Source organism: Mycobacterium paraterrae (assembly GCF_022430545.2).
Taxonomy (GTDB): Bacteria; Actinomycetota; Actinomycetes; order Mycobacteriales; family Mycobacteriaceae; genus Mycobacterium; species Mycobacterium paraterrae.
This window is the reverse complement of the sequence record NZ_CP092488.2, coordinates 1,476,610-1,503,077: the sequence shown is the minus strand read 5'-3', so window position 1 is coordinate 1,503,077 and position 26,468 is coordinate 1,476,610. Positions and strand designations below refer to the sequence as shown.

The 26,468-nt window shown below is 67.0% G+C and carries 25 protein-coding genes and 1 pseudogene; 18 read left to right on the top strand and 8 right to left on the bottom strand.

What is annotated here, in order from left to right; genetic code table 11:
• The first annotated feature begins 48 nt into the window (after positions 1-48).
• The 14 genes from MKK62_RS07185 (at position 49) to MKK62_RS07120 (ending at position 14,621) form a co-directional block, all read left to right on the top strand.
• Positions 49-2,655 (top strand): helix-turn-helix transcriptional regulator, encoded by a 2,607-nt coding sequence (locus tag MKK62_RS07185; protein WP_240261716.1) that lies wholly within the window; start codon positions 49-51, stop codon positions 2,653-2,655.
• A gap of 100 nt (positions 2,656-2,755) precedes the next feature.
• Positions 2,756-4,021: an aspartate kinase gene (locus tag MKK62_RS07180; RefSeq protein ID WP_240261717.1), complete on the top strand. Its 1,266-nt coding sequence runs from the start codon at positions 2,756-2,758 to the stop codon at positions 4,019-4,021.
• A gap of 2 nt (positions 4,022-4,023) precedes the next feature.
• The gene (locus MKK62_RS07175) at positions 4,024-5,067 is read left to right on the top strand and encodes an aspartate-semialdehyde dehydrogenase (protein ID WP_240261718.1); all 1,044 of its coding nucleotides are present in this window, start codon (positions 4,024-4,026) and stop codon (positions 5,065-5,067) included.
• Positions 5,068-5,075: 8 nt separating this feature from the next.
• Positions 5,076-6,203: a DUF4185 domain-containing protein gene (locus MKK62_RS07170; RefSeq protein WP_434085034.1), complete on the top strand. Its 1,128-nt coding sequence runs from the start codon at positions 5,076-5,078 to the stop codon at positions 6,201-6,203.
• A 475-nt stretch (positions 6,204-6,678) separates the two neighbouring features.
• Complete coding sequence (locus MKK62_RS07165; protein ID WP_240261719.1) at positions 6,679-7,020, top strand: hypothetical protein; 342 nt, start codon at positions 6,679-6,681, stop codon at positions 7,018-7,020.
• A 115-nt stretch (positions 7,021-7,135) separates the two neighbouring features.
• Complete coding sequence (locus MKK62_RS07160; RefSeq protein WP_240261720.1) at positions 7,136-7,312, top strand: hypothetical protein; 177 nt, start codon at positions 7,136-7,138, stop codon at positions 7,310-7,312.
• 90 nt (positions 7,313-7,402) lie between these two features.
• Entirely contained in the window at positions 7,403-7,828 is a 426-nt protein-coding gene (locus MKK62_RS07155; protein ID WP_240261721.1) for a hypothetical protein, read from the top strand.
• Between the two features lie 35 nt (positions 7,829-7,863).
• Positions 7,864-8,487: a sensor domain-containing protein gene (locus MKK62_RS07150; protein ID WP_240263784.1), complete on the top strand. Its 624-nt coding sequence runs from the start codon at positions 7,864-7,866 to the stop codon at positions 8,485-8,487.
• 140 nt (positions 8,488-8,627) lie between these two features.
• Entirely contained in the window at positions 8,628-9,905 is a 1,278-nt protein-coding gene (gene egtA / locus MKK62_RS07145) for an ergothioneine biosynthesis glutamate--cysteine ligase EgtA (RefSeq protein ID WP_240261722.1), read from the top strand.
• On the top strand, positions 9,902-11,206 hold the full coding sequence (gene egtB / locus MKK62_RS07140; RefSeq protein ID WP_240261723.1) for an ergothioneine biosynthesis protein EgtB: 1,305 nt from the start codon (positions 9,902-9,904) through the stop codon (positions 11,204-11,206). The genes egtA and egtB overlap by 4 nt, the downstream gene beginning before the upstream one ends.
• A complete protein-coding gene (gene egtC / locus MKK62_RS07135; protein WP_240261724.1) occupies positions 11,206-11,901 on the top strand; it encodes an ergothioneine biosynthesis protein EgtC in 696 nt (231 codons plus the stop codon). The genes egtB and egtC overlap by 1 nt, the downstream gene beginning before the upstream one ends.
• A gap of 2 nt (positions 11,902-11,903) precedes the next feature.
• Complete coding sequence (egtD, locus tag MKK62_RS07130) at positions 11,904-12,869, top strand: L-histidine N(alpha)-methyltransferase (RefSeq protein ID WP_240261725.1); 966 nt, start codon at positions 11,904-11,906, stop codon at positions 12,867-12,869.
• The gene (gene egtE, locus MKK62_RS07125) at positions 12,866-13,999 is read left to right on the top strand and encodes an ergothioneine biosynthesis PLP-dependent enzyme EgtE (protein WP_240261726.1); all 1,134 of its coding nucleotides are present in this window, start codon (positions 12,866-12,868) and stop codon (positions 13,997-13,999) included. The genes egtD and egtE overlap by 4 nt, the downstream gene beginning before the upstream one ends.
• Positions 14,000-14,096: 97 nt before the next feature.
• Positions 14,097-14,621: a hypothetical protein gene (locus MKK62_RS07120; RefSeq protein WP_240261727.1), complete on the top strand. Its 525-nt coding sequence runs from the start codon at positions 14,097-14,099 to the stop codon at positions 14,619-14,621.
• Here MKK62_RS07120 and MKK62_RS07115 read toward each other — a convergent pair.
• Together MKK62_RS07115 and MKK62_RS07110 are read right to left on the bottom strand one after the other, a co-directional pair.
• The gene (locus tag MKK62_RS07115; RefSeq protein WP_240261728.1) at positions 14,618-15,298 is read right to left on the bottom strand and encodes a class I SAM-dependent methyltransferase; all 681 of its coding nucleotides are present in this window, start codon (positions 15,296-15,298) and stop codon (positions 14,618-14,620) included. The two genes, MKK62_RS07120 and MKK62_RS07115, sit on opposite strands and share 4 nt — an antisense overlap.
• 28 nt (positions 15,299-15,326) lie before the next feature.
• A complete protein-coding gene (locus MKK62_RS07110) occupies positions 15,327-16,802 on the bottom strand; it encodes a glutamate-cysteine ligase family protein (protein ID WP_240261729.1) in 1,476 nt (491 codons plus the stop codon).
• A gap of 183 nt (positions 16,803-16,985) precedes the next feature.
• Here MKK62_RS07110 and MKK62_RS07105 point away from each other — a divergent pair, with 183 nt between their 5' ends.
• Entirely contained in the window at positions 16,986-17,687 is a 702-nt protein-coding gene (locus MKK62_RS07105) for a hypothetical protein (RefSeq protein WP_240261730.1), read from the top strand.
• Between the two features lie 54 nt (positions 17,688-17,741).
• The gene (gene glpK / locus MKK62_RS07100; protein ID WP_240261731.1) at positions 17,742-19,259 is read left to right on the top strand and encodes a glycerol kinase GlpK; all 1,518 of its coding nucleotides are present in this window, start codon (positions 17,742-17,744) and stop codon (positions 19,257-19,259) included.
• Positions 19,260-19,312: 53 nt separating this feature from the next.
• Here the strand turns inward: glpK and MKK62_RS07095 are convergent, their stop codons facing one another.
• Positions 19,313-20,044 (bottom strand): PadR family transcriptional regulator, encoded by a 732-nt coding sequence (locus MKK62_RS07095; protein ID WP_240261732.1) that lies wholly within the window; start codon positions 20,042-20,044, stop codon positions 19,313-19,315.
• 148 nt (positions 20,045-20,192) lie between these two features.
• Here MKK62_RS07095 and MKK62_RS07090 point away from each other — a divergent pair, with 148 nt between their 5' ends.
• The gene (locus MKK62_RS07090; protein WP_240261733.1) at positions 20,193-20,576 is read left to right on the top strand and encodes a hypothetical protein; all 384 of its coding nucleotides are present in this window, start codon (positions 20,193-20,195) and stop codon (positions 20,574-20,576) included.
• Between the two features lie 24 nt (positions 20,577-20,600).
• On the opposite strand, the pseudogene MKK62_RS07085 reads toward MKK62_RS07090, so the two are convergent.
• Positions 20,601-21,338 (bottom strand): annotated as a pseudogene (locus tag MKK62_RS07085) (RDD family protein); the annotation flags it as partial.
• 45 nt (positions 21,339-21,383) lie between these two features.
• Between MKK62_RS07085 and MKK62_RS07080 the strand changes: the two are divergent.
• Positions 21,384-22,376 carry a stage II sporulation protein M gene (locus tag MKK62_RS07080; protein ID WP_240261734.1) on the top strand — a complete coding sequence of 331 codons (993 nt, stop codon included), beginning with the start codon at positions 21,384-21,386 and terminating at the stop codon, positions 22,374-22,376.
• Between the two features lie 6 nt (positions 22,377-22,382).
• Here the strand turns inward: MKK62_RS07080 and MKK62_RS07075 are convergent, their stop codons facing one another.
• From MKK62_RS07075 to MKK62_RS07060, 4 genes are read right to left on the bottom strand one after another with little or no spacing between them, the layout of a single operon-like run.
• On the bottom strand, positions 22,383-23,705 hold the full coding sequence (locus MKK62_RS07075) for a DUF58 domain-containing protein (RefSeq protein WP_240261735.1): 1,323 nt from the start codon (positions 23,703-23,705) through the stop codon (positions 22,383-22,385).
• Positions 23,705-24,685: an AAA family ATPase gene (locus MKK62_RS07070; protein WP_240261736.1), complete on the bottom strand. Its 981-nt coding sequence runs from the start codon at positions 24,683-24,685 to the stop codon at positions 23,705-23,707. Before MKK62_RS07070 ends, MKK62_RS07075 begins: the two co-directional genes overlap by 1 nt.
• Positions 24,682-25,824 carry a DUF4350 domain-containing protein gene (locus tag MKK62_RS07065; protein WP_434085033.1) on the bottom strand — a complete coding sequence of 381 codons (1,143 nt, stop codon included), beginning with the start codon at positions 25,822-25,824 and terminating at the stop codon, positions 24,682-24,684. The genes MKK62_RS07070 and MKK62_RS07065 overlap by 4 nt, the downstream gene beginning before the upstream one ends.
• Positions 25,806-26,459 (bottom strand): DUF4129 domain-containing protein, encoded by a 654-nt coding sequence (locus MKK62_RS07060; RefSeq protein WP_240261738.1) that lies wholly within the window; start codon positions 26,457-26,459, stop codon positions 25,806-25,808. The genes MKK62_RS07065 and MKK62_RS07060 overlap by 19 nt, the downstream gene beginning before the upstream one ends.
• Between the last annotated feature and the right edge of the window lie 9 nt (positions 26,460-26,468).

Below are 26,468 nucleotides of genomic sequence, written 5' to 3'. Positions count from 1 at the left end.
ACCGCTAGCCCGGATCCTTCGTCCGGATTAGCGGTACTATCCCTGCTCGTGGACACTCGGTCCTGGCCGATCGTGCGTCGGGAGGTCGAATTCGGCACGATTCGCTCGGCGCTGGCCGGAGCGAAAGACTTTGCTGGGATTGTGCTCTTCGGTGATGCGGGTGTCGGCAAGACCACTCTCGCGCGCGCAGTCACCCAGTCGCTGCCAACACCGGTGCACTGGGTGGCCGGTACCGAGTCGGCCCGGTCGATTCCATTGGGCGTCTTCGCGCATCTGGTCGGGCCGGCCGCCTCGCGCGATCCGATCGCCGGCCTGGCGGCCGCTCGGGAAACCATCCGGGCCGCGGAGCACTCGATCATCGGGGTCGACGATGCCCATCTGTTGGACCACCTCTCGGCGACCCTGGTGCACCAGCTGGCGCTGGACGGTTCGGTGCGCATCGTGGCGGCGGTGCGCGACGGAGAGGCGGTGCCCGACGCGATCACGTCGCTGTGGAAGGACGGCTACCTCAAACGGCTGAGGCTGGCGCCATTCACCAAGAAGCAATGCCTGGGATTGGTGGAGCAGGCGCTCGGCGGACGGCTGGAGGGGCTGTCCGGGGATCTGATGTGGACGGCTTCCTGCGGCAATGCGCTCTATATCCGGCATCTCGTGGAGGGCGCGCTCGAAGCCGGCACGCTCCGGCAAGTGCGGGGGGTGTGGCAGTTGCGCGGCCGCACCGCGGTGACGTCCGAGCTGGCGTCGCTGCTCGACGCGCGGATCGAACAGCTACCGGAGGAGGAGGCGCACACCCTGCAGCTGCTGGCGTTCGCCGAGCCACTCTCGCTGGATACCCTGTCGGCGTTGGTCGGGGCCGAACTCGTCGAGGCTGTCGAGCGTCGCGGGCTGATCCGCGTCGTCGAGGACGGCCCCGCCTTGAACGTCCGCTTCACCCACCCGCTCTACGGTGAGGTGATCCGTCGCGGTCTCGGCCGGGCCGCGACCCGCCGGCTCAAAGGTGAATTATTCACCGCCATGCAGCATCAGCCGATTCACGCACCGGCGCAACGTATTCGGCTGGCGGAGTTGGCGCTCGACAGCGATGCGACCGCCGACACCGAGCTGTTCGCCGCCGCCGCCCAGGACGCGATCGCGCTCACCAACATCACACTGGGCGAACGCTTGGCGCGCGCGGCGGTGCATCGCGGCGGTGATCTCGTCGCCAGCGAACTGCTGGCACGCTCACTGCTGTGGCAGGGCAAGCCTGCCGAAGCCGAGGAGATCCTGACCGCTTTCGATCCCGACGACATGAATGAGCTGGATCTGGTGCGGTGGGGGATGGCGCGAATCGCCAACCTGCACTGGGCGATGGGTGACGCCGCGCGCGCCGACGAGGTGCTGCGTCTGCTGCAAAGCCGCGTCACACACCCTGCGCTGAGATTGGTGGTCGAGGGTGTCGCCTCGACCACCCGGGCTTTCGAAAACCTGCTCGACGAGGCCGCGGTCGCATCGCAGGCGGTGCTGGACGACGCTACCGCCTCGCCACCGGCCGTCGAATGGGCGGTGTTCGGCGGCACGCTGGCCGCCGCGCTCACCGGACGCGTCGACGACGCCGCGGCCATCGTGCAGCGCGGCAGACAGATCGAGAACAAAGTCGACGGCCTGCTGCGCTATCCCACCGCGTACGGCGAAATTCGGGCCCTGACGCTGGTCGGCGACTTCGACGAGGCTGAGGCACGATCCGGGGACATCGGCCAAATCTCCTCGCCCGGCCAGTATCTGGCCTGGGGATTGGCCAATGTGCTGGTCGGCACGGTGGAAGTGGCCCGCGGCCGGTTTGGCTCCGCCGCGCCCCGGATGGAGGAAACGGTGGCCGCGCTGGCTGCGGAATCCGCCGCTTCGTGGAGCTTTCCGGCTGGGATGCTGCTGGCCCAGTCGCAGTGCGTGCTCGGCCATATCGAGGCGGGCAAGAAGATCGTCGGCGAACTGCGCGCCAAAGTCGGCCGCCACGTGGCCGTTTTCGAGCCGCAGTTCCGACTTGTCGAGGCATGGCTTGCCGCCGCCGAAGGGCATGTCAGCGCGGCCGTGACGCGTGCACTGGAAGCCGCGGACTCGGCCAAGGAGTCAGGTCAGCGCGCAGTGGAAATGTCGGCCCTACACGATGCGGCCCGGTTCGGCGACCTCACCTCGCTGCAGCGGCTCGTCGAGGTCGCACACGACATCGGCGGACGGCTCGCGAATCTGTATGCCGCTCACGCCGCCGCGCTGATGGAATCGGACGCCGACGAATTGTATTCTGTGGCACAGCAATTCGAGGATCTTGGTGCGTTGTTGTCGGCTGCCGACGCGATGGCTCAGGCCGCCGCGCTGTTCAGGACGGCCGAGGAGCGTCGCCAGGCCCAGGATGCGGCGGCAGCCGCCGCCCGACTGGCCGAGGCGTGCGGCGGAGTGCAAACCCCCGCCCTGGAGATGGCGTCGCAGCCGCTACCGCTCAGCCCGCGGGAACGCGAGATCGCGAGCTTCGTCGCGCAGGGCTTGAGCAACCGCGAGATCGCCGACCGGCTGGTGGTGTCGACGCGCACCGTCGAGGGCCATATCTACCGGGCGTGCATCAAGCTGGACGTCACCGATCGCGAGGGCTTGGCACTAGTGGTCCGGCGGGGCCGCGGCGGCTGAACCCCAGCCAGGTCGGTCGGCGGTGAAACCGCGGCGCCGTCACACGTATTCTGTCTGTCGACCTATTACTTGCCGGTACTGAACACCTGAGAGAGCAACAGTGGCGCTCGTCGTGCAGAAATACGGCGGATCGTCGGTGGCCGACGCCGACCGGATTCGTCGTGTCGCGGAACGCATCGTCGAGACCAAGAAGCAGGGCAACGACGTCGTCGTGGTGGTTTCCGCGATGGGCGACACCACCGACAACCTGCTCGACCTGGCCCAACAGGTGTGCCCGGCACCGCCGGCCCGCGAGCTGGACATGCTGCTGACCGCCGGCGAGCGGATCTCCAACGCCCTGGTCGCGATGGCCATCGAGTCACTGGGCGCGCAGGCCCGGTCGTTCACCGGATCGCAGGCCGGCGTGATCACCACTGGCGCCCACGGTAAGGCCAAGATCATCGACGTCACCCCGACGCGGCTGCAGGCCGCCCTCGACGAGGGACGGATCGTGCTCGTCGCCGGGTTCCAGGGGGTCAGCCAGGACACCCGCGACGTCACCACCCTGGGCCGCGGCGGATCGGACACCACCGCGGTCGCGCTGGCCGCGGCGCTGCACGCCGACGTCTGCGAGATCTACACCGACGTCGACGGCATCTTCAGCGCCGACCCGCGGATCGTCTCGAACGCCCGCAGGTTGGACACCGTCACGTTCGAGGAAATGCTCGAGATGGCCGCGTGCGGGGCGAAGGTGCTGATGCTCCGCTGCGTGGAGTACGCCCGCCGCTACAACATCCCGGTGCATGTGCGCTCGTCGTACTCGGACAAGCCCGGCACCATCGTCACCGGATCGATCGAGGACATACCCATGGAAGAACCCATCCTGACCGGCGTCGCCCACGACCGCAGCGAGGCCAAGGTCACCGTGACCGGCATCCCCGACTACCCGGGCTATGCCGCGAAGATCTTCCGCGCCGTCGCCGACGCCGACGTCAACATCGACATGGTGCTGCAGAACGTCTCCAAGATCGAGAACGGCAAGACCGACATCACCTTCACCTGCCCCCGCGACGCCGGGCCGGCCGCGGTCGAGAAACTGGATTCGCTGAAGACCGAAATCGGTTTCAGCCAAGTGCTTTACGACGATCACATCGGCAAGGTGTCGTTGATCGGCGCCGGCATGCGCAGCCACCCCGGCGTCACCGCCACCTTCTGCGAGGCGCTGGCACAGGTCGGTGTGAACATCGACCTGATCTCCACCTCCGAGATCCGGATCTCCGTGCTCTGCCGCGACACCGAACTAGACAAGGCCGTTGTTGCGTTACACGAAGCATTCGGTCTCGGCGGCGCCGAGGAAGCCACGGTGTATGCGGGGACAGGACGTTGAATATGGGCGCCAATCGGGTGTCAATAGGCGTAGTGGGTGCCACCGGTCAGGTGGGCCAGGTGATGCGCAGGTTGCTCGACGAGCGGGACTTCCCGGCTGCCGACGTGCGGTTTTTCGCGTCGTCGCGTTCGCAGGGCCGCAAGCTGACCTTCCGCGGCCAGGAGATCGAGGTCGAGGACGCCGCGACGGCCGACCCGACGGGCCTCGACATCGCGTTATTCTCCGCGGGCGCGACGATGTCACGTGTGCAGGCGCCGCGGTTCGCAGCGGCCGGGGTGACCGTGATCGACAACTCGTCGGCGTTCCGCAAGGACGACGAGGTGCCGCTGGTGGTGTCGGAAGTCAACTTCGCCGACGCACAACACCGGCCGAAAGGCATCATCGCCAACCCCAACTGCACGACGATGGCAGCGATGCCAGTGCTCAAGGTGCTGCACGACGAGGCGCAATTGGTTCGCCTGGTGGTGTCGAGCTACCAGGCCGTGTCCGGCAGCGGGCTGGCCGGCGTCTCCGAGCTCGCGGGTCAGGCCCGTGCCGTCATCGACGACGCCGAGCAATTGGTGCATGACGGCGGGGCGCTGTCGTTCCCCGAGCCGAAGACCTACGTCGCGCCGATCGCCTTCAACGTCGTCCCGTTGGCGGGCAAACTGGTCGACGACGAGTCCGGTGAAACCGACGAAGATCAGAAGCTGCGCAACGAGAGCCGCAAAATTCTCGGTATACCGGATCTGCTGGTCAGCGGGACCTGTGTGCGGGTGCCGGTGTTCACCGGTCACTCGCTGTCGATCAATGCCGAGTTCGCGCAACCGCTTTCGCCGCAGCGCGCCCGTGAGATCCTGAGCACCGCGCCCGGGGTCAAGCTGGTCGACGTGCCGACACCGCTGGCCGCCGCCGGTGTCGACGAGTCCCTGGTCGGCCGGATTCGCCAAGACCCCGGCGCGCCGGACGGTCGCGGACTGGCCCTGTTCGTCTCGGGTGACAACCTGCGTAAAGGTGCGGCGCTGAACACCATTCAGATCGCCGAGCTGCTCGCCGCCGAGCTCTGACTTCTGGGGTGAGCCTGACCCGGCGCTCACTGATCGCCGCCGTTCTGCTTGTCTGCCAAAGCTTTTGGCCCGCGCGTGCCGACCCACCCGCTCCGGTGCCGCAGCCGGTACTTCCGTCGCTGGCACCCGGTGAGGTGGTTCGCATCGGCCCCGCCGCGGGCACCGGTACGCCCACCCGCGACTACGGCATCGGCGCCACGGATCTGTGTGTGTTCATGGCATTCCCGACCGATGTCCTGCAGGTCTGCGGCGACAGTTTCGCCGGTCAGGGCGTGGGTTTCGGCGGCTACTACTCACCGGTCGCGCTGCGGGTCGACACGTCGTCGGTCGACGACCCGGACGGCGTGACATACACCGGGGTGGTCGGCATCAACGAGCCGCTGCTTGCCGAGCCGACTCCGCCGGGCGCCTCGCAGCTGCCGGCTGGCGTCGTGCAGATCAATCGGAAGAACTTCATGCTGGTTGCCACCACCAGAGACCTCGTCCCGCAGAGTTCACGGTTGGTCGAAGCCCAACCCGCACAGGGACTTTGGCCGACCGTGCCGGGATCGGTCCGCGACGCCGGCTATGCCGGCGGAGGACAGTCGCAGATCAGCGGCTACTACGACCCGATTCCGACGGCCGACTCGCAGAGCGGCTGGGTGTACATCGTCGCCGACAACTTCGACCGCAGTCAGCCGCTGGTGCTCTACCGCGTCGCGCCGGAGAACTTCGGCGACCGGTCCCGCTGGCAGGGCTGGGCGCCTGGACCGGACGGGGGTTGGGGAAAACCGCCAATACCGTTGTGGGAAGAGCAGATCGGTGAGATCAGCCTGACGCAGATCGACGGAAAGTCCGTGCTGTCGTATTTCAATTCCACGACCGGCAACATGGAGCTGCGGGTAGCTGACGACCCGATTTCACTCGACAGCGCACCGGTCACCACCGTCGTCCGGCACGACGACTGGCCAGAGCCGGCGGAAAGCCTTCCGCCTCCACAGGACAACCGGCTGGCCCAGCCGTATGGCGGCTATATTTCGCCCGGCTCGACGCTCGACGAGGTGCGGGTCTTCGTCAGCCAATGGCACAACTCCGACCCGCGAGCCCGCTCGCCGTACCGGGTCATCCAGTTCGCAGTGAACCCGCTCAAGCCCTAGCCGGAGGGCTGAGGACGCTGCTTCGTAGGCGGACCCACCTTATCGAACATGCACGCAAAATCCTGTGGCGGACAGCCGTACTTCGTGGGGTCCGGGACGCCCATGCATCCCGCTCCGTCGGTCCTTTGAAACTGACCGTCGGGGCATTGAGCAGGGTCCTGTCCAACGGCGATCGGGGTAGTCAGCAGCCCCATCGTCGTTAGCCCAACGGCGGCTGCGAGGACTGCTGGGATCCTGACGCCTGCAGCGACTCGTGTGCGGTTCGTCATCTGTACACCCTTTCGGTGCCCTAACCGGTTCTTCTGGTTGTGCACAAACGCTAGGGCCGCTGATGGGAGCGCGATACAGGGATTTCCCTGGTATTTGCGCGTGACGTCGCGCAGGAACGGACTAAAACTCGCTACGGCCGGGCCTCATAGCTGTTTCATAAGTCGCACCTAGCGGCACCTATTCGCGGCTGCGCATCATTCCAGGTATGAGCGAAACACCTGACACCCCAACAACACCGACCACGGTGGCCACAGAGCCGGCGACCGCGGTTGTCAAACCCTATTGGCTCTACCGATTCGCGGCGTGGGTGGTGATCGTCGCGGGCATCGTCTTCACCGTCACGACCATCTTCTTCGCCGGGTTCAAGGTCGCCCACCTGGGCCATCACCGCTGCCACCACCATGGATGGGGCCATCACCACTCGATGAACCAGGACGGCCCGCAGCACCACGGCCAGGGCGTCGGATTCCAGCACGGCTTCGGGGGGCCCGGGCCGTCGCACCTCCCGGGATCAGTCGCTCCGTCGTTGGCTCCGGCGCACTCGTAGTCCGGATTACCGCCAGCCCGGCGCCCCTGGCGGGGCACCGGGCTGGCTATTTTGGGTACCCCACCCCGGTAACGGACTGGTCGCGGTCGCCCCTGACCTCAGGCATTATGCGGGTATGAGCGAGACTCCCGAGCCGTCCAGCAGTCCGCCGCCGGACGTGCCGGCGCCCATCCTGGCACCCGCACCGCAGTCCGAGCGGCTCTACCAAGTCGCGGCGTGGGTGGCGATTGTCGCCGGAGTGACGCTGATCGGCGTGGTCTTACTCAAGTTTGCGTGGGTGCTCGGTTATTAGGGGGCCCGCCGTTGCGACAGATGTGCGCGCGCTTCCGACTCGCGAGTGCTGCTAGTTGATGGCGGGACCCAGCCTCGGCATGATCGACGGATGACCCAACCACCCGAACGCCCGATCGAGCCGCCGGTGGGTCCGCCCCCGGTCGCGTACACCGCTGCCCCTCCGCCTGCGACTAAACAACCCAGGCTCTATCAAGCCGCCGCATGGGTGGTGATCGTGGCGGGAACCGTGTTCGTGTTGGCCGTCGTCTTTTTCGCCGGGGCGGAGGTCACCGGCCATGGCCCGCAGTACCGCCACCATCACGGCATGTTCGCTCCGGACTCCTCGGGTGTTCCTGACGGCCCGCCGCCGCCCTACGTCGTCTTCCCGGGCGGCCCCTTCCCGCCGGGCTCGGGTGGCCCTTGGGGTCCGTGGGGGCCAGGTATGGGACCCGGTGGCCCCGGCGGTCATGGTGGGCATGGCGGGCACGCCGGTCCGGACACGCCCCCGTCGCCACCGCCCACGTACACGCCGTAGCAACGACGGTGTTCACGCGGATCTCCGTGGCCGCGATGGCATGCGGGGGCATTGCGGCAGCCTGGGTCATCCCCTCGGCTGGGGCACGGCCATCCGATCCCGGGGTGGTGAGCTACGCGGTCCTCGGCAAGGGTTCGGTGGGCAACATCGTCGGCGGACCGATGCGGGACGAGTCGCTGTTCACCCAGCCCTTCCAGAGCTACTTCGTCGACAACCCGGTGTGCAACAACTGGGCCGATATCGGGCTGCCCGAGGTCTACAACGATCCAGACCTGGCGTCGTTCAACGGAGCCAGCACTCAGACGTCACCGACGGACCAGACGCACTTCGTCAAGCAGGCGGTCGGGGTGTTCGCCAGCGGTACCGCTGCCGGGGCCGCGTTCCACCGCGTGGTCGACCGCACGGTCGGTTGCTCCGGTCAGACCACGCCCCTGCATCTAGACAACGGCACCACCCAGGTCTGGTCGTACGACGGCGGTCCGGCGGGCGCCGCCGACGCGGCGTGGAGCAAACAAGAAGCCGGCACCGACCGGCGATGTTTCGTGCAGACCCGGCTGCGGGAAAACGTGCTGCTGCAAGCCAAGGTCTGTCAGTCCGGCAACGGTGGTCCGGCGGTCAACGTGCTGGCCGGTGCGATGCAGAACGCGCTGGGGCAGTAAACCTTGACCGCACCTGCTCCGAACTACCCCCGGGAATATGTCGGTGCGTACTGGTAGATGAAGTCTTGTGACTATCGTGAGATAGCCGCGCGCAACAGATGGCTCGCGACCGACGGTCGGGGCCCGGAGGGGTCGAGGATATGGCGTTCGCCGTCGCGTCGCAGTCGGATTCCGCACGTCTGACGGACAGCGAATTTGCCAGCGCGTCTGCCGCAGCCCAATTCATCGCGGACACCTGCCTGGTCGACGGTCCGCTGGGCCGGATAGGCCTGGAGATCGAGGCGCATTGCTACGACCCGGCTGATCCGCATCGCCGACCTACCTGGGACGAAATCACCGGCGTGCTGGAATCGCTGCCGTCCATGCCTGGCCGAAGCGCGGTCACCGTCGAGCCCGGCGGCGCGGTCGAGCTCTCCGGCCCGCCCGAGCTGGGAGTGACGGCGGCTGTCGGGGCCATCGCCAAAGACCAGGCCGTGCTGAGCAAATCGTTCGAAGCCGCCGGCCTGGGTCTCGTTTCGTTGGGGGCGGACCCGCTGCGGCCGGCCAAGCGGGTCAACCCCGGCGCGCGTTACCGGGCCATGGAGCGGTTCTTCACGGCCAGCAACACCGGCGTCGCGGGCGCGGCGATGATGACCTCGACCGCCTCCGTGCAGGTCAACCTCGACGCGGGTCCGCAGGCCGGTTGGGCCGATCGGGTGCGGCTGGCGCACGCGCTCGGCCCGGTGATGGTCGCGATTTCGGCCAATTCACCGCTGCTCAGCGGGGAGTTCTCCGGCTGGCGGTCGACGCGCCAGCGGGTGTGGAGCCAGCTCGACTCGGCCCGCTGCGGGCCGATTCTGACCGCGAGCGGTGAAGAGCCCGGCATCGATTGGGCGCGCTATGCGCTCAAGGCGCCGGTGATGCTCGTTCACAGCCCCGAGCCCGTGCCCGTCACGCACTACTTGCCGTTCGCGGACTGGGCCGATGGCCGCGAGCTCCTCGGCGGACGTCGACCCACCCGCTACGACCTGGAGTATCACCTGACCACGCTGTTTCCCCCGGTGCGGCCACGGCAGTGGCTGGAGATTCGCTACCTCGACAGCCTCCCGGCCGACATTTGGCCGGCCGTGGTGTTCACGTTGGTCACCCTGCTCGACGACCCGGTGGCAGCCGACCTGGCCGCGGAAGCGGTCGAACCCGTTGCCACCGCCTGGGATATGGCCGCCCGCGTCGGTTTGGCCGACCAGCGGATCTTCGTCGCCGCCAATCGGTGTGTGGCTATCGCCGCCGAACGTGCGCCCGCGGCGCTCGGCGAGGGTGTGCAACGCCTGGCCGAGGCGGTGGCGCAAGGCCGCTGCCCGGCCGACGACTTCTCCGACCGGGTGATCAAGAGCGGCATTCCGGCGACGGTGACCGCCCTGGCGCTAGGGGAGCAGTGACGTCACGCGAAACGCTGGTCCGCGATATGCAGCGGGCACGCGAAAGGACCCTGCGGCTGGTGGATTTCGACGACGCCGAACTGCGTCGTCAGTACGACCCGTTGATGAGTCCGCTGGTCTGGGACTTGGCGCACATCGGGCAGCAAGAAGAGCTCTGGCTGCTGCGCGGTGGCAATCCGGATCGGCCGGGAATCCTGTCCAGCGCCGTGGAGAGCCTTTACGACGCGTTCGTGCACTCCCGCGCCAGCCGGGTCGATCTGCCGCTGTTGTCCCCCGAGCAGGCGCGCAGCTACTGCCGGACCGTGCGGGCGGCGTCGCTGGATGCGCTCGACCGGCTGCCTGACGAGCCCGACCACAACTTCGTGTACGGCTTGGTGGTCAGCCACGAGAACCAACACGACGAGACCATGCTCCAGGCGCTGAACCTGCGCGTCGGACCGGCGTTGCTGTCCGAAGCGGGCACCCTGCCGGCCGGGCGGCCGGAGCTGGCCGGAACGTCGGTCGAAATACCCGGTGGCCCTTTCGTTCTCGGCGTCGACGCGGTCGACGAGCCGTTTTCGCTCGACAACGAACGACCGGCCCATGTGGTCGACGTGCCGACGTTTCGGATCGGGCGGGTACCGGTCACCAACGGTGAGTGGCGGCAGTTCATCGACGACGGCGGCTACGCACAGCCTCGGTGGTGGTCGGCGCGCGGTTGGGAGCACCGCATCGCAGCGGAACTGACCGCGCCGCAGTTCTGGAGCCGCGACGGGCAGACCCGCACCCGGTTCGGCGTCGTCGAGGACATCCCGGCCGACGAGCCGGTCCAACACGTCAGCTACTTCGAGGCTGAGGCGTACGCGTCGTGGGCCGGGGCGCGGCTGCCCACCGAACGCGAATGGGAGAAGGCGTGCGCCTGGGATCCGCAGGCGGGTGCGCGGCGGCGCTATCCATGGGGGGCCGACGAGCCGTCACCGGCGCGAGCCAACCTCGGCGGCGGCGCATTGCGCCCGGCGCCGGTCGGCGCGTATCCGGCCGGCGCATCGGCCTACGGCGTCGAGCAGATGCTCGGCGACGTCTGGGAGTGGACCAGCTCTCAGCTGGAGCCATGGCCGGGGTTCACCCCGATGATCTACCGACGCTATTCGGAGCCGTTCTTCGGTGAGGATTACCGGGTACTGCGAGGGGGCGCGTGGGCCGTGGAGTCGGGCATCGTGCGGCCCAGCTTCCGCAACTGGGACCACCCCTACCGGCGGCAGATCTTCTCCGGCGTCCGCCTTGCGTGGTCGGACGACGCCGATCCAGAGGATGGCCGCTGATGTGCCGTCACCTCGGCTGGCTGGGCCGCGAAGCATCGGTCTCCTCGTTGGTACTCGACCCACCCCAGGGCCTTCGGGTGCAGTCCTACGCGCCGCGCCGGCAAAAACACGGGCTGATGAACGCCGACGGTTGGGGCGTCGGCTTTTTCGACGACACGACGCCGCGGCGCTGGCGCAGCGCCGCCCCGCTCTGGGGAGATGTGTCCTTCGATTCGATCGCACCGGCGCTGCGCAGTCACTGCGTTGTCGCCGCGGTGCGTTCGGCTACCGTCGGGATGCCGATCGAAGCCAGCGCGACCGCGCCGTTCACCGACGGGCGGTGGCTGCTGTCGCACAACGGCGTTGTCGACCGCGATGTGCTGCCGCTCAGTGCAGCGGCCGAATCCACTTGCGACAGCGCGGTTCTCGCTGCATTAATCTTCGCTCACGGCCTCGACGCGCTGGGGCATACGATCGTCGAGGTGGGTGCCGCGGATCCGAACGCGCGACTGAACATTTTGGCGGCCAACGGTTCTCGTCTGTTGGCCACCACGTGGGGCGATACCTTGTCGATTCTGCGTCGAGACGACGGCGTGGTGCTGGCCAGCGAACCGTACGACGACCAGCCCGGCTGGGAAGATCTGCCCGATCGCCACCTCATCGAGGTCACCGCCGAACGGGTGACCATGACCGCGCTGAATCCAACGAAGGGATAGTGATGACGCTGACGTTGTCGAACCATCTGGCCGCGGACTCGGCTTTCGAGGCGCTGTGCCGTGATGTGCGCGACGGACTGCAAAGCACCCCGAAATCTCTGCCGCCCAAGTGGTTCTACGACTCGGTGGGCAGCGACCTGTTCGACCAGATAACCCGCCTGCCGGAGTATTACCCCACCCGCGCCGAGGCCGAGATCTTGCGCACCCACGCCACCGAGATCGCCTCCGTGACAGGTGCGGACACGCTGGTCGAATTGGGCAGTGGGACATCGGAGAAGACCCGGGTTCTGCTGGACGCGCTCCGTCGTGGCGGCGCGCTGCGCAGATTCGTCCCGTTCGACGTCGACGCCAGCATGCTCTCGCTGGCCTCCAAGGCAATCCAGGAGGAATATCCGGGGATCGAGATCGCCGCCGTCTGCGGTGATTTCGAGGAGCACCTGGCCAAGATTCCCAAGGGCGGCCGGCGGTTGTTCGTATTCCTCGGCTCGACGATCGGCAATCTGAAACCCGTTGAGCGCGAGGGTTTCCTGGCCGGGCTGGCCGACGCCTTACAGCCGGGTGACAGCCTGCTGCTGGGCACCGACCTGGTCAAGGACGCCCGCCGCCTCGTCGCAGCCTACGACGATGCCGCCGGTGTGACCGCCCAGTTCAACCGCAACGTACTGACGGTGATCAACCGAGAGCTCGACGCGGACTTCGACGTCGACGCGTTCCGTCACGTCGCCACCTGGAATCCCGCCGAAGAGCGCATGGAGATGTGGCTGCGGTCCGAGCGGGCGCAGCGGGTGCGCATCGCTGCGCTGAACCTCATCGTCGACTTCGAGGCCGGCGAACAGGTCCTCACCGAAGTGTCGTGCAAGTTCCGGCCCGACGCGGTGGCCGACGAACTGGCTCGGGCGGGACTGCGTCTGAGCCGGTGGTGGACCGACGCGGCCGGTGATTTCGGGTTGTCGCTGTCGACCAAGTGAGCGCGAGCCTGGCCGACGCGTGGCGAGCCGCCCGGCCGCCGGTGGCCGGGCTACACCTGGACAGCGCTGCGTGTTCGCGGCAGAGCTTGGCCGCGCTCGATGCGGCCGCACGTCACGCACGACATGAGGCCGAGGTCGGGGGGTACGTCGCGGCCGAGGCGGCCCGCCCCGTGCTCGACGCGGGCCGCTCCGCGGTTGCGGCACTGGTCGGAATGGCTGACGCGCAGGTCGTCTTCACCAGCGGGTCGCAGCACGCGCTGGATCTGTTGTTGTCGAGTTGGCCGTCGACCGAGCGGACACTGGCCTGTCTGCCCGGTGAGTACGGGCCCAACCTGGCGTTGATGGCGGTGCACGGTTTCGAGCGCCAGACGCTGCCGACCGACGCCGACGGCCGGGTCGCGCTGCAGGAGGCGTCGGCCAGTTTGGCCGCCGATCCGCCGGATCTGGTCCATCTGACCGCGGTCGGCAGCCATTGCGGCGTGGTGCAACCGCTGCAGCAGATGGCCACGGTCTGCGCTGAACTGGGTGTTCCGCTGATCGTCGACGCCGCGCAGGCGCTCGGGCAGATCGACTGTGCGGTCGGCGCGGATGCGGTGTACGCGTCGTCGCGCAAATGGCTGGCCGGCCCGCGCGGGGTCGGCGTGCTGGCGGTGCGGTCGGCCTTGATGCGGCGGCTAGAGCCGCGGCTGCCACTGAAGGAGTGGGTGGGGCCTTTGTCGGTCGCCGACCGCCTCGAACTGGGCGAGGCCAATGTGGCGGCGCGAGTGGGGTTTTCAATTGCCGTCGGCGATTACGTAGCGGCCGGCCCGGCGGTCGTGCGCGCTCGACTGGCCGAGTTGGGCCGGCTGAGCAGGACCGCGCTCGCCGACGTACCTGGGTGGCGGGTGGTCGAGGCGGACGACGAGCCCAGCGCCATCACCACCCTGGCTCCGACGAGCGGTGCCGACCCGTGGCGGATCCGCGAGTGGCTGATCGCCCAACGGCGAATCGTCACCACGGCCGTCGTGGTCGCCCGCGCGCCGCTGGAGTTGACCGGTCCTCGGCTACGAATTTCGCCGCACGTAGACGTTGGCGACGACGACCTGTGCACCTTCGCGGCGGCGCTCGCCGACGCGACAGCAGCCATCTGACGGCGGGTCAAAAATAGGGCACGCGCCCGATGTAACTGCGCCTCCGCAGGCGTAGCTTCCGGTCGACGGCTCAATTCCTTCGCAGATGGGGGCAACAATGTCGGCTTATCAGTGGCGCCGTAGAGCGTTGACCACCGCGGTCTTGGCGGTGAGCTTGCCGGCGGCGGCGTACTTGACGATGACAGCGGCCTCCGCGGACGACTACGAGTTCACCCCCGACACAACAACCTTCGTTCCAACTCAGCTCGAGGGATACCCGCCGCTGATCAATGTCGTGACAGGCACTGAAGATTTCAATTGGGTCGACACGACGAACAGCCTCAACACAGCCACAGATTTCTTCAAGGGAGTCGATACCGAGACGACCATGGGGTCTTTCACCAACGACGACTTCCTCGACACCGGTCTGGGTGTCACGTTCGTCGACAGTTCGGGCGCTACCAAGCTCGACATTCCCACCGACACGCAGTTCGACCTGGCAAACTTCGGCGGTGGCTGGGCAAACGAATGGGTGAGCATTCCCACCGGAATCGATGCCGGAACGTCGGATTGGCTGATCACGCCGTTCGGGGACGTGTCGCTGTTCGGTCCGCTATTCGCCGCCCTGTCCGGCGGCTTTTAGCCGCCCTTGTGCGCGGTGAGCAAGTAGGCCGGTAGCTTCATCCGGCCTTTCTCGTCGCGTTCGTGCTCGATCATCGGCACGTCCGAATCTGCAGGCGCAGGTGGGATATTGGCGTGAATGAAGGCCGGCCGGATTTCGTCGACGTGCCAGTGCTTGCTGACCGCGTCGCGTAGCTCGTTCTCGCCGACTTCGTTGGGCTTCTGCTCCCACTCGGCGGGGAAGGCGCCTTTGGCGAACACCAGCACGAAGTAATCGGCGCCGTCGGCGGCCGCGCGGTGAACGGCCCGCAGGTAGTCGTCGCGACCCTCGACGGGCAGCGAGTGGAACAGCGTGCTGTCGACGACGGTGTTGAACCGGCCGTCGTGCCCGCCGAACGTGGTGATGTCGGCCTGCTCGAAAGTCACACTGGTCAGGCCGCGCTCCCGGGCCGCCTTGGTGGCGGCGGCGACGGCCGTGGGCGTGAGGTCGACGCCGTGCACGGTGTAGCCGTCGGCGGCCAGGCTCAGTGACAGCTCCGCGAATCCGCAGCCGGCGTCGAGAACGTCGCTGTGGAATTTCCCGGCAGCGGCCAACGCGGCCAATTCCGGCTGCGGCTCGCCGATGTTCCAAGGCGGTGGGCCGTCGAAGCCGGCCTCCTGGCGATACGCGCTGTCCCAGTCCATTACTTCACTTGCCATGTGCACCAACCTACTGACTCGCGTGGCGCTAGCCGACGGCCCAGCCATGGACCGGCTCGTTGCTGTGCATGTGCGCGCAATACAGCCGCAACATCTCGGCCAGTGCCGCTGGCCGGTCCAGCCCGCGTTGCTCCAACGCACGTGTGGTCGACACCTGCCAGGCCGCCCCGTTCTGCCCGGCACGGACACGGCCTTCGATGACACCGAGCAGCCGGTCGCGGATGTCAGGGGCAACGCCCCAGCGGTCCAGCCCGCCGTAGGCCATGGGCAGCAGCTCACCGAGCACCAATTGCTCGGTGCTGACCGTGTCCAGTCCCGGCCAATACAGTCGCGCCCGCATGCCATGGCGCGCCGCCTCGACGAAGTTGCGTTGTGCCGCGGCGAAATCCATTCGCGTCCAAATTTGGCGGTCTTCGTCGGCGAGCGCTCGCAGCATGCCGTAGTAGAAGGCCGCGTTGGCAAGCATGTCGACGACCGTCGGACCGGCCGGCAGTACCCGGTTCTCCACCCGCAAATGAGGACGGCCGTCCACCACGTCGTAGACCGGCCGATTCCAGCGATAGACCGTCCCGTTGTGCAGTCGCAACTCCGCGAGGTGCGGGGTTCGTCCGGCTTCAAGTTCGGCGACCGGATCTTCCGCAGACACCTCCGGCAACAGCGACGGGAAGTAGCGAACGTTCTCCTCGAACAGGTCGAAGATCGAGGTGATCCAGCGTTCGCCGAACCACACTCGCGGCCGCACCCCCTGGGTTTTCAGCTCGTCGGGCCGGGTGTCGGTGGACTGTGCGAACAGCTCGATGCGTGTTTCCGACCAGAGCTGGTGGCCGAAGAAGAACGGGGAGTTGGCGCCCAGCACCAACTGCGGGCCGGCCAGCACCTGTGCGGCATTCCAGTACGCGGCGAACTCATCCGGCGATACCTGCACATGCAATTGCATGCTGGTGCAAGCGGATTCGGGTGCGATATCGGCTGACACCAGCGCGAGTGGTTCGGGTCCGTCGATGTCGATGTGAATGTCCTCGCCGCGGGCGTCGAAGATCGAGTCGTTGAGCGCGACGTAGCGGGTCGAATCGCTCATCCACCCGTTGGTCAAATGCTCCGGCATCAATGTCGGCAATATGCCGACCATGACGATATGGGCGCCGCCGGCGCTGGCCTTGGTCTCGGCCGCGTTCAAGCTTGCCCGAACTTCGTCTTCCAGCCGCCGATTGGCGTCGCCACCCAACTGCCGCGGCGGTACGTTGAATTCGATGTTGTATTTGCCCAATTCGGTCTGGTAGGCCGGGTCAGCAATGGCGTCCAGGACGGCGGAATTCTTCATCGCCGGCTGATAGGCGTCGTCGACTAGATTGCACTCGATCTCCATGCCGGTCAGCGGATGGTCGAACTCGAAGCTGGACTGCGCAAGCATCCGCTCGAAAACATCCAGGCAGACTTGTACTTTGCGCCGGTACTCCTGTCGGTCGACCCGCGCGTAGGTAGTCCGCTTGACGTCTTCGCCCACGACGCCGATGCAACCGCTTTCCTGCTGGCGGCGCAATAGACCATGCCAAATGAACTGATGTGACCCCGAATTGCCACGGTGTGCCATCTGCGTGAAATCGTCCGCGCGCTATTGACGCGTGCGCAGGATCTTGAAACGATCTCAGCTCAGTCTCACGCGAATCACAGGAACACTGGGGGAACGATGGATCGCACAATTCGCCGTACCGCGGCCGTCGCGGTGGCGACGCTGATCGCGTCACCGGCACTCGCGCTGTGCGCCGCGTCCGTCGCGAGTGCCGACGGCGACTTGGCATCGATCGGACCGATCACGATCGATGGCTACACCGCATCGATCACCTACGACACCGCGTCCGGCGCTTTCGACGACTACCTCGCCGCGCCCGTCGGCGGCTACCCCGCCGACCTCGACCTCTACTACGACCCCGCGGGCTCAGGTAACGGCGAAGTGCTGCTGACGATTCCGTTCCTTTTCCAAGGCGGCTTCGAGGATGTCGACGGCACGATCACGCCGTTTTCGTCGGTCAACCCGGCCGACTTCGTCAACCCAGATATCGGCCTGATCAATCTCGGGGGCACGCCCGACCCGGCTCTGGGTGTGGTGTCGTTCGGCCCGTTCCTTTTGGGCGGGTACGAAGACACGTTCAGCATCAACTCCACCTCGTTCGCGATCGACAACTATGTGACCGGGGTATCGAACTCGCTGCCATTCGACCTCGACTTCTTCACCGGTGCGCCCGGATCGAACACCTCTGAATTCCTGCTGACGGTGCCGCTGCTGTTCCAGGTCGGACTGGAAGATCTCAACGGCGCGATCACGCCGATTTTTGAATTCGGTAGCGTACTGGACCCCGACTTGGGCTTGTCAGCCATCGCCGGTCTGTAGACCAACCGCTTGCCGTGTAGTCCATGATGGACGGTAAGCACGGGAGGAAAGCAGTTGGCGGAGTTCGTCGCTTCGATCGACCAGGGCACCACCAGCACCCGGTGCATCATCTTCGGGCGCGACGGCGGCGAGGTGGGCCGCCACCAGCTCGAACATGAACAGATCCTGCCGCGGGCGGGGTGGGTCGAGCACAACCCCGTCGAGATTTGGGAGCGCACCACATCGGTGCTCATGTCGGTGCTCAATTCGACCAACTTGTCATCGAGTGACCTTGCCGCGCTGGGCATCACAAATCAGCGGGAGACGACCCTGGTGTGGAACCGGCACACCGGCCGGCCCTATCACAACGCGATCGTTTGGCAGGACACCCGCACCGATCGCATCGCGTCGGCACTGGACCGCGACGGCCACGGCGACACCATCCGGCACAAAGCCGGCCTGCCGCCGGCGACGTACTTTTCCGGCGGCAAGCTGCAATGGATCTTGGAGAACGTCGACGGCGTGCGCGCGGCAGCCGAGAACGGTGACGCGATATTCGGTACCACCGACAGCTGGCTGTTGTGGAATCTGACCGGCGGTCCGCGTGGTGGGGTGCACGTCACCGACGTCACCAATGCCAGCCGCACCATGTTGATGAATCTCGAAACGTTGGACTGGGACGACGAACTGCTCTCGTTGTTCGACGTCCCCCGGAGCATGCTCCCGTCGATTGCGGCGTCATCGCCGGTCGAACCGTACGGTGTCACCTCCGCGGACGGTCCGCTCGGCGGCGAAGTCCCGATCACCGGCATCCTCGGGGATCAGCACGCGGCAATGGTGGGGCAGGTCTGCCTAGAGCCCGGAGAAGCCAAAAATACCTATGGCACAGGTAATTTCCTGCTGTTGAACACTGGAGAGAGCATCGTCCGGTCGCAGAATGGCTTGCTGACCACCGTGTGCTATCAGTTCGGCGACGCCAAACCCGTTTACGCCCTTGAAGGTTCGATTGCCGTCACCGGCTCGGCCGTTCAGTGGCTGAGGGATCAGTTGGGCATCATCAGCGGCGCGGCGCAGAGCGAGTCGCTGGCCCGGCAGGTCGACGACAATGGCGGGGTGTATTTCGTGCCTGCGTTTTCGGGTCTCTTCGCCCCCTACTGGCGCTCGGATGCGCGCGGCGCGATCGTCGGGCTGTCGCGGTTCAACACCAACGCTCACCTGGCGCGCGCCACGCTGGAATCCATCTGCTATCAGAGCCGTGACGTCGTCGACGCCATGCAAGCCGATTCTGGTGTGCGACTTGAGGTTTTGAAAGTCGACGGCGGAATCACCGCGAACGACCTGTGTATGCAAATTCAGGCGGACGTGCTGGGCGTCGAGGTGGTGCGTCCGGTGGTTGCCGAGACGACGGCGCTGGGCGCGGCGTATGCCGCGGGGTTGGCCGTCGGTTTCTGGTCAGGCCCGGACGATTTGCGGGCCAACTGGCGCGAGGGTAAACGGTGGACGCCCGCCTGGGGCGAGCGGGAGCGATCGGCGGGGTATGCCGGGTGGCGAAAAGCCGTGCAGCGCACCTTCGACTGGGTCGAGGTCGACTGAGACGGCCAAGGTGGGGACCGGCGTGCGCCGGCCCCCACCGATGTCGGCGACGATCAGTCGTCTTCGCCAAGGATTGTGTAGATCTCGCGGCGAGCGTTGTTGACGATGTCGAGAATGCGTTGCTGCTGCTCGTCACTGGCGGCGTGCGCGGATTGCGCTACAGCGCCGAATAATTGGCCGACAGCAGCTCGCAGGTTGAGGTGGGCGGGGTCTACGCCGTCGGCGATCTCCTCCCATGGCGGGGTGGCGACGTTTCCGGCAGCTTCGGTGCCCGCGTCGGTCAGCGCGAACAGCTTCTTGCTGCCCTCCGATTCCGTGCTGGCGATCAGGCCTTCGTCGACCAGCAACTGCAGGGTCGGGTAGACCGAGCCGGGGCTGGGCTTCCACAGGTCCTGGCTGCGCTCGGCAACCTCTTGGATGATCTCGTAGCCGTGCATCGGCCGCTCGGCGAGCAGCACGAGAATAGCGGCGCGGACATCACCACGCCGGCCGCGCCGGCTGTGACCGCCGCGACGTCCCCCGCGGCCGCCGGGCCCGAATCCGGGACCGAAGCCGAAGCCGGGGCCGAAGCCGCCGGGGCCGAAGCCGCCTCGGCCGAAGCCGCGTCCGAACGGGCCGTCGTGGCCTGCGTCATGACCGCGGATGTAGTCGCGAAACTCTCTGCGGGCCTGCTTGCGCTGTTCGTGAAAGGCGCGGCGATCCTGCGGCGCAAAACCGAAGCCTGGTCCGCCGGCGAATGGGCCGCCTACGCGTGGGCCGCCTGCGTCGAAGTAAGGGTTGTTCATAGATTGATCTCGTTTCTGGAAAGGCAACGCCGGATGCGCTACCGATACGACGACGATATATCGGAATCTATCGGTACGCAACGGCGGATTTTGTTTGGCCGGTCTCGGGGGCGGTTTGCGGTCAGGATTGGCGGGGTAGGACCCACGGATGAGCAAGGACGTTCACGTGGGAAATCACCCCGACATCGAACCGGCTGCCGAGTCGGCCCGTCCGCCCCGCAGCGACCGTGCCCGGCTGTGGCTGAACTGGGCGCTTGCCATCCTGACGGTGATCGGGGCGGGAGTCGCGATGGCGGTTGCCCTGGGTGCGGTGATGAGCACGGCGGCGTGCAGCGACAAGGCCTGCCCGAACCTCGGCCCGCGCGGGATCAGCTTCGACGTGCTTTATTACGGCGCACCCGCGGTGGCGATCGTGACGGTCGTCCTCTCGTTTTTCACCGCTCGACACCGGTGGGGCTTCTGGATCCCGGTCGTCGCGCTGGCGCTGTTAGTCGCCGATGTGGCGATTCTCGCGATCACGGTTGCGCAGTAAAAGCACGCTCTAGCGGTGCGGGAACGGCCGTAACCGGGCGACCTCGCGGCGGTGGCGTTCGGCGAGCACTGCGGCCAGGACCAGTTGCGGCGGGGTGCCGGGCGGGGGTGGCGGGGCCACTCGCGCAAGTACATCGGCGGCAATCCGGTGCGCCATGTGGTCACGTACCTCGGAATCGAGTTGCTTTGCCCGCCAGAGGAATTGGCGCGCAACGTCGGCCTGTTGCGAGGTGAGTCCGGTCAGCTGCAGCGACGCGGCCCACCAGGCCAGTTGTGGCGGCATCATCGGTGGCGGCCCCAGCGTCGGGCCGCGTTCGCTGATCACCATGGTGCCCGCGAAGATGTCGCCGATCCGTTTGGCCCGCGGGGACAGCATGCTGGCAATCACCGCGGGACTGCCCAGTAGCATCCAGATCTCGACGACAGACGCCAGCGCGCGAAACAGAGCCTGCCGGAAGCGCTCTGGGCCACCGTCGTCAGAGACCACGCGCAGACCCATCACCATCTTTCCGACCGTCCGGCCTCGCGTTGCGGTCTCGAGAACCAACGGGTAGCCCACGAACACCAGTACGGTGAAGATGATCATGATCGCGGCGCTCGCCGCGTCGTCGAAATGGCCGAGCGCGCCTGCCCAGAGCATCAGCGACACCAGGTAGCCGATCACGATGACCGTGATGTCGATCAGCGCGCTGAGCGCCCGCACCGGCAGCTGAGCGACCCGCACGTCCAGCACGACGGCATCCCCGGTCACCACCTCAGACATGGTTCGCACGCTACCTGGCCCCCGCGAGCCATTACCCTCGATCCGGTGGACGTCGACGCGTTTGTGCTCGCGCACCGCGATAGTTGGGATCGCCTCGAGCGACTGGTGCGCAACCGCAACCGGCTCGGTGGCGCAGAGATCGACGAACTGGTCGAGCTCTATCAGCGGACGTCGACGCACCTGTCGATGCTGCGATCCGGCTCGTCCGACTCCGCCCTGGTCGGCAGGCTTTCGAGTCTGGTGGCTCGCGCTCGTGCCGCGGTGACGGGTGCGCATGCCCCGCTGTCGAGTGAGTTCACCCGGTTTTGGACGGTGTCGTTCCCGGTGGTGGCATACCGCGCCTGGCGATGGTGGTTGGCTTCGGCAGTAGTGTTCTTCCTCGTCACGGGGGTGATCGCGTCGTGGGTGATGGGCAGCCCGGACGTGCAGTCGACCATCGGAACACCAAGCGAGATCGACGAATTGGTCAACCACGACTTCGCCTCGTACTACAGCGAGCATGCCGCTGCGGCGTTCGGCCTGCACGTTTGGGTGAACAATTCGTGGGTGGCCGCCAAATGCATTGCGTTCTCGGTAGTCCTCGGCGTGCCGATTCCATTCGTATTGTTGAGCAATGCCGCGAATCTCGGTTTGGTCGCCGAGCTGATGCTGCAAGCCGGCAAGGCGGACGTGTTGTTCGGACTGCTGCTGCCGCATAGTCTGCTCGAGCTGACGGCGGTGTTCCTCGCGGGCGCGGTCGGGATGCGGCTGGGCTGGTCGGTGATCGCACCGGGTGATCGTCCCCGCGCACAGGTGCTCGCCGAGCAGGGCCGCGCGGTGGTCTCGGCGGCGGTAGGACTGGTTGTGGTGCTGTTGATTTCGGGCATCATCGAGGCGTTCGTAACGCCTTCTCCGTTACCGACATTCGTCCGGATCGGCATCGGGATCCTGGCCGAGGCCGCTTTCCTGACCTATGTAATCTTTTTCGGCAGGCGCGCAGTGCGCGCGGGCGAAACCGGTGACATCGCCGATGCGCCTGACGTCGTCCCTACTGGATGAGCGGCGTTACAGTCGGCCGCCGGCCTTCATGGCCAGATAGCGGTCGGCCAGCGCGGGCGCGAGATCGGCCGGCGCCGCGTCGACGACCTCGACGCCGTTGCGGCGCAATCGCATAGCGATCGCCGAACGGTCACCGCGGGAACGCTCGGCGGCCGCGGCGTCGTACACCTCGGCGGCGTCGGAGCGACCACCGGCCAACTGCTCGACCCGCGGGTCGGCGACCGCGGCAACGATCACCTGATGTCTGGTCGACAGCAGCGGTAGCACCGGCAGCAGTCCCTCGTCGAGCGCACTGGCGTTGAGGTCGGTCAGCAACACCACCAGTGCCCGGCGTCGAGCACGCCTAATCACCGCGGAAACCATTGCTGTCGAATCAGATTCGACCAGCGCGGGGCTCAGCGGAGCCATCGCCTCGACCAGGCGGCCCAACAGCTCAGTCCGGGCGGCCCCGAAGACCCCGGCCCTGGTGACCCGGTCGTGGGCAAGGAAGTCGACGGTGTCGCCGGCCCGCGATGCGAGCGCCGCGAGCAGTAGCGCGGCGTCCATCGACCAATCGAGCCGGGGCCACCCGCTGGGGTCGCTCGCCGTCGGATCGACCCCGACCCGCCCCGCCGCGGTACGCCCGGTGTCGAGCACGATCATCACCCGACGGTCGCGCTCCGGCCGCCAGGTGCGGACCACGACGTCGGAGCGGCGGGCGGTCGCCCGCCAGTCGATGGAGCGGACGTCGTCGCCGACGACATATTCCCGTAGCGAATCAAATTCGGTGCCCTGACCTCGGGTCAACGTCGGCAGCAGCCCGTCGAGTTCGCGCAGCCTGGCCAGCCGCGACGGCAGGTGCTTGCGCGACAGGAACGGCGGCAACACCCGCAGCTCGCCGAATACCGGACGTGACTTCTGTCGCCCGGCCAGTCCCAGTGGACCGATCGACCGCGCGGTGACGGCGGCAGAGTGCTGGTCACCCCGGCGGATCGGCCGCAGGTGGGAGTCCACCCGGCCGGTGTGGCCGCCGCTGAGGTCGACGGCATGACTCGCCGGCTCGGCACGCGCGCTAGGCGGCCAGGCGTCGCGAACGCGGCCACGTAAGCGGCGGCGACCGGTGTTGTGGATCAGCAGGCCGAGCCTCACCGATTCGCCCAGACGCACTGGGCCGTTGGGCAGCCGACTGTACTGCAGCGCAGAGGGATTGGCGGCCAACAGGACATCAGCCGCTACCGCGATCGCCAGCACCGCAAGCAGTGTGACGAATGTCGCTGCCGGCCAGGGTGACACCGCGATCGGAACCGCGCACAACAGCGCGATCAGTCCGGTGCGCCCGGTCAGAATCACTAGCGCGGCACCGGAACCGACGCCAGGATGCCGTCGAGCACGCCGTCGGTCGTCGCGCCCTCAAGTTCCGCTTCGGGCCGAAGCATCACCCGGTGCCGCAGCGTGGGGCGGGCCATCGCCTTGACGTCGTCGGGCGTCACATAGTTGCGTCCCGACAGCCACGCCCACGACCTGGCCGTCGCCAGCAACGCGGTTGCACCACGTGGTGATACACCGAGCTGCAGGGCGGGCGAATGCCTGGTCGCCCCGACGATGTCGACGATGTATGCGAGCACCTCGTCGGCCACCAGCACCCGGCGCACCGCGTCACGTCCGGCGGTCAGTTCCGCTGGCCCGGCCACCGGCCGGATCGTGGACAGGTCGCGCGGGTCGAAGCCGTGTGCGTGGCGACCGAGGATCGCGATCTCGGCGTCGCGAGGCGGCAGCGGCACCTCCAGCTTCAGCAGGAATCGGTCGAGCTGCGCCTCGGGCAGTTGATAAGTTCCTTCGTATTCGATCGGGTTCTGCGTCGCGGCAACGATGAACGGCTCAGGCAGTGGACGTGCTTCACCGTCAATGCTCACCTGGCGTTCTTCCATCGCTTCCAGCAGCGCTGCCTGCGTCTTGGGCGGGGTTCGGTTGATCTCGTCGGCGAGCAGCAGGTTGGTGAACACCGGTCCGCTGCGGAACGTGAACGCGGCCGTGTGGTTGTCGTAGACCAGCGAGCCGGTGATGTCGCCGGGCATCAAGTCAGGAGTGAACTGGACCCGCTTGAACTCCAGTCGTAGTGCGGCGGCCAGTGATCGGACCAGCAGCGTCTTCGCCACGCCCGGAACACCTTCGAGCAGCACGTGCCCGCGGCACAACAGCGCGATCACCAACCCGGTGATCACCGCGTCCTGCCCCACGACGGCCTTGCCGATCTCGCCGCGCAGCGCGAGCAACGCCTGTCGCACCGCTTGGTCCGCCGGCGGCTGAGCCGGGCTATGGGGCTGTGTCATGAGTGGGCGACCTGCCTTTCGATGTCATCGAGTGCGCGGGCGAGCTGTACCAAATCGGTGTCCGTGGCAGGTGGTGGGCCAAACAGGATGTGCCACAGCGGCTCCGGGCCAGATCGGTTGCGTGCCGCGATCGCTTGAACTACCGCCGCCGGAGACGCGTCAGCGCCCACCCCTAGCCTGGGCCGCAGTCGTTGCAGCGCCGCATTGCGCAGTGCGTCCGCGGCACGATCACGCGCCCGCCTTGACCGGTACAACCGGCCACGGCCCTCGACCGTCTCCGATGCTCGGACGACCACTGGGAGCGTCTCGGCCACCAGCGGCCCGATCCGGCGACCCTTCCACAGCGCGACCAGGCCGACGGTAACGCACAACTGCATGATCATCCACAGCACGCTGTCCGGAATCAGGTCGACGAGTTTGCCTTTGGCCGACGATCCCCCTTCGACGTGATTCGGCGTGAACCAGACGAGACGGGAATGCGTCCCCGCCAGGTTCATCGCCAGCGCGGCGTTTCCGGCCCGCAGCAACGCCCCGTTCGTCATGAACTCGGTACTGCCTACCACCGTGACGGTGCGGTCACCGTCGCGGTAGCGGACCAACGCGCCGCCATAGCAACTCGACACGGTTCGGCCGCCGGCGGCCTGAAAAGCGTTCGACAGCCCGAAGTCGACCGATCCGGCCTGATTCGCCTCGCGCAGCTCACAATTGGGCCTGTCGGTAGGTGAGCCGCTACTGGCGTTGCGGATCCCCGGGGACAGGGCGGCGCGCGCTCGGGAAGTGGGTTCGAGCAGCAGCAGGTCGCCGGGAGTGCCGGCCAGGCGGTTGAGCAGCGCTTCGGTGGTGACGCGCTGCGTTTGTCCGAACAGCAACAGCGATCCCTGGCCGGCGGCGTTCACCGCCTCGTCGACGCTGTGCGCCACGACGACCGTGACACCGCGATCGCGCAGCAGTGTGACGAGCGCGTGTGCGCCCGCCGGGCCAGTCGATTCAGGGTCCATCTGCCCGCCCGGGCGCGGTGCGGTCAGATAGGTACTCAGCGCGGCGACCGCGCAGATGACCACAAGGGCGGCCAGCAGCCACCAGCGCCGTCGGCGCACCGGTCGTGGTGCGTGCGTCGCGGTCACCGTACCGGCATCCACGTGTCGCGGACTACCTGCTGAGTGGAGTCGAGTCCCCTTGCGCCGGGGCGGTTTTGAAGGTGGTCATCGAGGTCGACGATCACGCGGTAGGCGGCCTGGGTGCCGGGCAGTTCACCGTATGTGACGTCGTTGAATGCGGCTGCCGCGCGGGATAGCTCACCGGCCAGCTCGGGTAGCCGGTCGGCGGTGTCGGCGGCCAACTCGTTGGCTGTCCGTCCTGGCACCGGCTCCAGCGTGCCGCTCTCCTCGAGCCCGCGAGCCACCGCGCGCAGTCGGTGCCGAATCGCCGCGGCCCAGTTTAGCTGAGCCGCATAGCCTTCCGAGATCGCGCGATGCTGTGCGGAGGTGAGCTGGCCGTCGTCGAACAACTGGTGATCGCCGTCTCGGCGGGTTCGAATGGTACGACGTGCGATGCGAACGGCCGCCACCACCGCGGCGACGATCAGAATCGCCAGGACCACGATGGTGAGCCAGCCGCCCGGAATCGACGATCCCTTCTCGATGATCCGGTACAGCAATTCGTGGATCCACTCGTGGATGCGTTGTGCGACCGAACCCTTCGGGTAGATCGGCTTGCTGAGTTCGCGCTGCGCGGCGTCGTGTGCGGTCTCGCGGTCGATGTCGATGGCGGGCATCCTTCAGCC

Bases quoted from the DNA above. Each gene is read 5' to 3' on its own strand.
- MKK62_RS07175 (WP_240261718.1), top strand. From the start codon at position 4,024: ATGGGCGCCAATCGGGTGTCAATAGGCGTAGTGGGTGCCACCGGTCAG.
- MKK62_RS07165 (WP_240261719.1), top strand. From the start codon at position 6,679: ATGAGCGAAACACCTGACACCCCAACAACACCGACCACGGTGGCCACA.
- MKK62_RS07160 (WP_240261720.1), top strand. From the start codon at position 7,136: ATGAGCGAGACTCCCGAGCCGTCCAGCAGTCCGCCGCCGGACGTGCCG.
- MKK62_RS07155 (WP_240261721.1), top strand. From the start codon at position 7,403: ATGACCCAACCACCCGAACGCCCGATCGAGCCGCCGGTGGGTCCGCCC.
- MKK62_RS07150 (WP_240263784.1), top strand. From the start codon at position 7,864: ATGGCATGCGGGGGCATTGCGGCAGCCTGGGTCATCCCCTCGGCTGGG.
- egtA (WP_240261722.1), top strand. From the start codon at position 8,628: ATGGCGTTCGCCGTCGCGTCGCAGTCGGATTCCGCACGTCTGACGGAC.
- egtC (WP_240261724.1), top strand. From the start codon at position 11,206: ATGTGCCGTCACCTCGGCTGGCTGGGCCGCGAAGCATCGGTCTCCTCG.
- egtD (WP_240261725.1), top strand. From the start codon at position 11,904: ATGACGCTGACGTTGTCGAACCATCTGGCCGCGGACTCGGCTTTCGAG.
- MKK62_RS07120 (WP_240261727.1), top strand. From the start codon at position 14,097: ATGTCGGCTTATCAGTGGCGCCGTAGAGCGTTGACCACCGCGGTCTTG.
- MKK62_RS07115 (WP_240261728.1), bottom strand. From the start codon at position 15,298: ATGGCAAGTGAAGTAATGGACTGGGACAGCGCGTATCGCCAGGAGGCC.
- MKK62_RS07105 (WP_240261730.1), top strand. From the start codon at position 16,986: ATGGATCGCACAATTCGCCGTACCGCGGCCGTCGCGGTGGCGACGCTG.
- MKK62_RS07095 (WP_240261732.1), bottom strand. From the start codon at position 20,044: ATGAACAACCCTTACTTCGACGCAGGCGGCCCACGCGTAGGCGGCCCA.
- MKK62_RS07090 (WP_240261733.1), top strand. From the start codon at position 20,193: ATGAGCAAGGACGTTCACGTGGGAAATCACCCCGACATCGAACCGGCT.
- MKK62_RS07070 (WP_240261736.1), bottom strand. From the start codon at position 24,685: ATGACACAGCCCCATAGCCCGGCTCAGCCGCCGGCGGACCAAGCGGTG.
- MKK62_RS07060 (WP_240261738.1), bottom strand. From the start codon at position 26,459: ATGCCCGCCATCGACATCGACCGCGAGACCGCACACGACGCCGCGCAG.